Annotated in this window: 3 protein-coding genes; all 3 read right to left on the bottom strand. The window is 42.9% G+C overall.

The window, feature by feature from the left end; genetic code table 11:
* Window positions 1-404: 404 nt before the first annotated feature.
* Window positions 405-962: a D-glycero-beta-D-manno-heptose 1,7-bisphosphate 7-phosphatase gene (gene gmhB / locus FFR00_RS08055; RefSeq protein ID WP_137672877.1), complete on the bottom strand. Its 558-nt coding sequence runs from the start codon at window positions 960-962 to the stop codon at window positions 405-407.
* 36 nt (window positions 963-998) lie between these two features.
* A complete protein-coding gene (locus FFR00_RS08050; RefSeq protein ID WP_137672876.1) occupies window positions 999-2,999 on the bottom strand; it encodes a methyl-accepting chemotaxis protein in 2,001 nt (666 codons plus the stop codon).
* Between the two features lie 102 nt (window positions 3,000-3,101).
* Entirely contained in the window at window positions 3,102-6,770 is a 3,669-nt protein-coding gene (locus FFR00_RS08045; RefSeq protein WP_137672875.1) for an ATP-binding protein, read from the bottom strand.
* Between the last annotated feature and the right edge of the window lie 81 nt (window positions 6,771-6,851).

The following is a 6,851-nucleotide window of genomic DNA, read 5'->3' as shown; positions in this document are numbered from 1 at the left end:
AGTGCTCACACAGATTGCTTGATAAATTGTTAAAGAGCGTTGCTTCGTTGCCGAAGCGAGGTGCGCATTCTACGCTTTCCTCTGTGGCTGTCAACCGCTTTTTAATATTAATTAAGAAGAAGTTTTTAAGCCGCTAATAAAGCCTCAGGCCTTACCAACCCTGACCTCGTTTCAACCTTGCTTTGCAGCGCCGCTTGCCGTGTCAGTGGAGTCGCATTATAGGGATCCGCGATTTTGGTGCAAGCGTTTTTTTACCAAAAATGCGCTTTACCGCACCGTTTGCTCACATTCTAAACAAAACAGTCATTTTTGACTAAAAATACAACAAAAGTAAGTTAAAAAAGAGAGTTTGCGCAGACCAAAAGAGATATACGGAATGGAAAACTCATCATTTAGCTAATGAGCTAACCCTGCTGTTGAATATATACTGCAGCATCTTGTAGAGAAGCAACTTTGGCTATGGCTAGCTTTGCTTCTTGTTCTGATATTGGATACTGGCCTTCAACCAATAATCGATTAGGTACACCGGCATTTTTAGCTGCAAGAAGATCAGATGCTTTGTCACCGACTAACCAAGATTTAGATAAGTCGATATTTAGTTCAGCGGCCGCTTCTAGCAACATACCTGGTTGTGGTTTTCTACAATCGCAATCTTGACGGTAAGTTTCGTCACCATATTTACTATGATGTGGGCAGAAATAGATACCATCTAGATCTACGCCACGATCTGCTAATGACCAATCCATCCATTCAGTCAAACTAACAAATTGCTCTTCGCTAAAATAGCCTCGAGCAATACCCGCTTGATTGGTGACTACCACTAAAAGCCATCCAGCTTTCTTTAGTTGTTGCATTGCTTCTATAGCGCCGTCGATAAATTCAAAGTCGTCGACCTTAGAAACATAGCCACGGTCGTGGTTAATTACACCATCACGGTCGAGAAAAATAGCGGGCTGCTTCATTACATAGTTCTACTGTTAATTATCTAAGCGCCAATTCTACAATACAAAACGTTGGATTTGTTGTTTCAATTGAATCGACTTTTCTTCTAACGCTTTAGCATCATTCACACTTGACTGAGCTTCACTAACCGAATCTTGAGCAATCAACGCAATAGTTTCTAACGTAGAGGCAACATCTGTAGCCACTGCAGATTGCTCTTCAGTAGCTGCGGCAATTGCAGTTACCATTTCAGTTACCCCCTGAGTAGTGCCAATGACTTGTTGTAAAGCATCTCCAGCTTTGTTCACCACTTCTCTACCACTAGATACCAATTCGGTACTTTGGCTCATACTTTGGTTTGCGGCTTCTGTGAGGCTGCGAATTTGATTAATGATACGTGCAATTTCTTCTGTAGATTCACTGGTTCTGCTAGCGAGGCTTCTCACTTCGTCAGCCACCACTGCAAAACCCCGTCCTTGCTCACCAGCACGAGCGGCTTCAATTGCAGCGTTTAAAGCAAGAAGATTAGTTTGCTCGGCGATGCCTGCAATAACATCGGTGATTTTCTCAACCTCTGCCCCTGCTAGATTTAGTTTGGCAATATGCTGATTGCTGTCCCCTACTGAACCTTCAATTTTTTTCATAATTGAAATGGTGTCAGTCACTACGCCACCGCCTTGCTCGGCTACCTCTCCACACTCTCTAGCGTGGTCAGCAGCTTGCGAAGTATTTTGTGCAATTTCTCGAGCGGCAACCGACATTTCTTCAATCGCGGTGGCTGCAGAGTCTACTTTTGAGCGTTGCTCATCTAGCGCTGCACCAATACCACTGCTTTTATCAAATACTTGAACACTGCTTTGGCTAACGTCTGCCGCCGTTTGATTAACCTCGGCGATGAGCCCCTTTAACTGCTCAGCCATAGCATTAACTGAGGTGGTCAATAATCCTACTTCGTCTTTATTTGTTACCTTTAAGGGTGGGTTAGACAGATTACCATTAGCAATTTCTACGGCTCTCTGATTAACCAAGCCCAAGCTCGTTTTAATTTGCTGCGTTAACCATAAAACCACTATACCACCGAGCAAAGCCGCGATAGCGGCGCCAGCAAACACCACAAATACGATTTGTTTACCCAGAGTTTCCAATTGCGATTGGTGGTCCTCTAACTGTTGTTGCTGCTGTTGATTCCAACTATCTAACTGAACCTGAATATCTTCCACCAGCGGTATAACATCATTAGCCATTCTATAGTTAGCGATATTCCAATCCTCGGCTGCGCGAATCACAAACAATTCATCTACCAAGGGTACGAATATATCAACCAACTCTACAAATTGCTGCCAAAGCCTGGCTTGCTCTTCTGTAAACAGGCTGCTGGCGGCCTCTACATCTGCCACCCTTTGCTTATGTCTGGCAAAGTATTCTTGGTATTTTTTCTGCTCGTAGCTATCTCCTGTAATAATAAAACTTCTTAAACTGGTTAAAGCATTAGCCAGTTCATTACGTGCTTCGCTCATATCAGCTAACAAACGTACTCGTTTTTTAGGGCTGTAAAGACCTGACTGTGATACCTCTTCGGTAACAGCGCTAGACACTTGGTTCATCGCTTCTTCTGCTAAGGGCGCTATATCAAATAACAACAGAGCATGAGCAGGTAAGTTGTCTTCACTGTTTGAAATCTTAATAATTTGTTGCTGTAACGCTTTGAGCTGCTCAAAACTCGCGGTTGTTTGTTCAGGCACACCTGCAGTTGTTAAAGCTTGAAGGTGTTCTAGGCTAGCCGCTATATTTTGCCATGATTGCTCAAACTGCTGTTGAAACTGCTCGGCACGTTGTTTGTCGGCTCCATGAATAAGATAACCACGCAGCGAACTAACGGTTAACTGCAACTGGCTTTCAATTTCTTTGCTTTGGGCAACAACAGGAACACTAACTTCAACTATTTGCCGTTCCTTTTGAGTAATGCTGCCTAGTTGAACAAATACGATGAAAGCAGAAATAACCATTAATACAGCCATAAAGCCAAACGCTGATAATAGTTTATTGGAAATAGACACTGACGAAGCTCCCTTTATTGAAGTGAAGATGCTGAAGATAAGCCAAGACCTTGGAGGCGTTATCCAGCGATTGGGTTTACATCCGGTAAACCCAAATAGATATCACTTAGAATATAAGCGCATATGCTGTTCTATTTCCAGCATAGTTTCTTGAAGGTTAGCCTCTAAAGCAGCAGCAAGTCCTAATATTTCGTGTGTTATCGGTTTAATTTTCAATCCTTCTTCAAGTTGAAAACACAAGTGCTGCAAACGGCTGGCACCAAAATAGCTGCTACTTGATTTTAAGCCATGGGCTAGGCGAATGGCTTCTTGATAGCGCTCTGCACTTAACGCTTGAGTCAATTCAACAATCATGGCTTCAGCACCTTTTTTGTACTCATGTAGCAATGACTCAAACTCTTCTCCCATGCTTGAGCTTAAGTTATCTAGATCAGCCGCAGTGATGTATTGGTAGTCTTTTGGGGCAGGCATTTGATGGCTAGATAAATTGCGCCCTCGCTCGTTACGCGCGCTCAACCATTTACGCAGGCAAACATATAACCCAACGCGGTCAAAAGGTTTAGTGACAAAATCATCCATGCCTGCGTCAAAGCAAGCTTGCTTGGCTTCAACACTAACACTGGCCGTTAATGCAACAATAGGAATACGCTGTGCGTGGTTTTCTAACTCGCGGATCACTGTGGTGGCTTCATAACCATCCATATCTGGCATCAAACAATCCATGAGAATCAGCGACAACTTAGAGCCCCAACGCTTGAACAAGTCTATCGCTTCATGGCCGTCTCTGGCGATCATCACCTTCAAACCAAAACTATTCAGCATATGACTTGCTACGCGTTGATTTACTAGAGTGTCTTCCACCAGAAGAACATGACCACTTAAGCGACTAAGTTCGATGTGTTCTCGCTCCTCCTTAGTCCCAACACTCAATACATCATCTTCTACACTTTGCATGGGCAAACTAACGCGAAACTCAGATCCCACACCTAAGCCAGATTGCACACTAATGTCACCGTTCATTAATGATACAATACGATGACAAATAGCCAAGCCTAATCCAGTACCACCATAACGACGAGTGGTTGAATTATCAGCTTGAGCAAAAGGAGTAAACAAATCGGCAATGGCTTCTTCCGCTATGCCAATACCACTGTCGGTAACTCTTAGAACAACAGTCTCTTCAATGCTGACATCAGGACAATATTCTACGCTTAGGTTTACGGTTCCAACCTCAGTAAATTTAATGGCGTTGCTAACAAGGTTTATGAAGACCTGCTGCACTCGCCCCTGATCTCCAATAAACACAGCAGGCAAGTGTTCAGGGTAATCTAACTGCAGTTTTATATGCTTAGATTTCGCTTGAGGTGAAAATAGCTTAACCACCTCTAACAACGTGAGTTTTAAGTTGAAGGCGTCTAAGCGCAGCTCCATTTTGCCAGCTTCAACTTTAGAAAAGTCCAGTACATCATTCACTATCACCAATAAGGCTTTACCTGATAAACGAATAGTATTGAGATGTTCGGTTTGTTCAGCACTCAATGAAGAAGCACTCAGTAACTGCGCCATACCTATAATGCCATTTAAGGGAGTACGGATTTCGTGGCTCATCATGGCTAAAAAATCACTTTTTGCCAACGAGGCAGCTTCTGCTTCTTTTTGCGCTAAAGATAGTTGCTTTTGACTTTTCTGATGCTGAGCAATTTCATTGTTTAGCTGATCGGTGCGAGCGTCTACCTTTTCTGTCATTTGACCAATTGCTTTAGCTAACACGCCCACTTCATCGTGAGATTTTTCTGGCAAGGTGACTCTAATATTACGCTCACCAAACAATAAAGTAGCATTAGTAATGTAACGCAGCGGCGATACAATGGTGTGCGCAAAAAACCACCCGACCAATACCATTAAACCCGTCACTACTGTTGCCGCGAGCAACGCTTGTTTAGCCGCCATTTGTGATGCAGCAATGGTATCTTGATAATTAGCTATTTGGACTAGATCCAAATGTTCCTTTTTATTATTAGCGAAATAAGAGAGCCGCTGAATACTGAGTATATAGGAACCAAAGGTTATCACTTGATTGGCAACATCTTTAACGGGTGAGTCGATCAACTCTTTCAAACGTTGGTATTCTGACGCCTGAAATCTGCCACTGTCGTTTTTATTCAGCTTACTTCGCCACAGCCGTTCACCATTTACATCAAACACCAATAACGGACCACCACTATGTTGGTTGGCTTCACCAAGCAGTCCATAAGTAGAGTTACGTTGAGAGGATTTGAACAGTTCGTCTAGTTGATACTGAAATAACCAAATCGCAGCCACTTCGCCAGAATGGTGCTGCACACCATGCGCTAAGTACCAAAATCCTTGGTTAGCTTGGCGAATGGTTTGAGCGTGGGCCGCATTAGGTGCTAGCTCTGCCTTTTTTAATAAGGTTTTAGGTAAGGTTTGACCATATTGTTTACCCACTGACAAATAATCAATTTGTTGTCCCTGAGCAACTATCACTAAATGTACTGCAACGAGAGCTTTTTCACGCTTTAGTTCGTGGCGAATATCATTTTCTATTCGCGATTTCCAAAAAGCCGGTTCGATATTTAAAAACTGCCCATCAACATACTGCTGTTGAATAAAGCCACTAAGCAACGCTGGCTCAGCAAAATGTTGAATTTCTTCATAGGCGTGGTCTATTTCACGGTCTAAACGTTCCACTTGAATAGCATTGTGCAAACTCAGCTGCTGTTTACGCTCAAGCTCTAAACTAGACACAAAAGAAAAATAGAAAATCAAATAAGTAACCAGCACTCCAGCAGCCACCAAACAGCCACTGAGCAAAGTAACGTAAGTGCTAATCGAGCTTTTGGTACGTGTAAACCAAGAGTGATTCTTCGCTCTTGCCCTCTCCATTAAACGAATTAAACGATCTTCTCGTCGATGCTCTCGCTCAACATCACTCATCGGGGCTGGCGCTTTAAGCTCAATATAAATGGCAATACTTACCACTAAGTAACTTATGAGTTTAATTAGCGCCAAACAAAATACCGCTAAGCTGTTGGCACCAAGTTCTGGCGAAACAGGCCAAAAATACAAAATAAATTGAATGCAAACACAGGCAAAAACACCACACTCTAAAGTGCAATGTAACCACCGACCTCGCCAACCAAAATAAGCGATTGCTACGGCAAAAATAACCGTAACAAGCAGTTCAAGTACCGAACGTAAATGATCTAGGGTGACTTGCATGAAAGGTAGCGAAACAACATACAGAAAAGCCACACTAAGCACAGCAAAAATAATGCTACCAATAGCCAATACCGAAATGCTCATTTTTCCGCCATTAGCTAAACGTTCATAACGACTCAGCAATATTCCGCATATCAAGAGTACCGCGGCTAAAAAGCCGCGTGTGATTAACCCGGCCCATACTGCAACTATGTTAGAAGAGTGAGGTAACGGTGATAAAAAGGATTGGTGATGAAGTACGAAATAACACAGTTCTAAGCCCGTGACGGAGAAGAAGGCAGCACCAAATACCAACATGGTATAGCTGTATTTTTTTCGATAAAATCTGCGACACATAAAGCCAACAGATAAAGGCAAAATAATACTGAATACGGCCACAAGCAACGAAGCCAACGGCGGCACAGTAGCGTCAACGCTTTGCCCCCAAAAGGCTAACGCCACCACCACCACAAGTGAAAAAAGCAAGCCTACGCTATGACGCCAAGCCAGATCGAGAGATTGAAACATGCTGAAACAAGGTTTAAACATTACCCTATCCTTGGTAAACCATCCTTACAGGATTATTTTCGCTATTCAGCATGAAACTAGAAACAGCAAGCGAAAGTAAGT

The organism is Agarivorans sp. Toyoura001 (assembly GCF_005405585.1).
GTDB lineage: Bacteria > Pseudomonadota > Gammaproteobacteria > Enterobacterales > Celerinatantimonadaceae > Agarivorans.
This window is presented reverse-complemented; position numbering and strand designations above follow the sequence as displayed.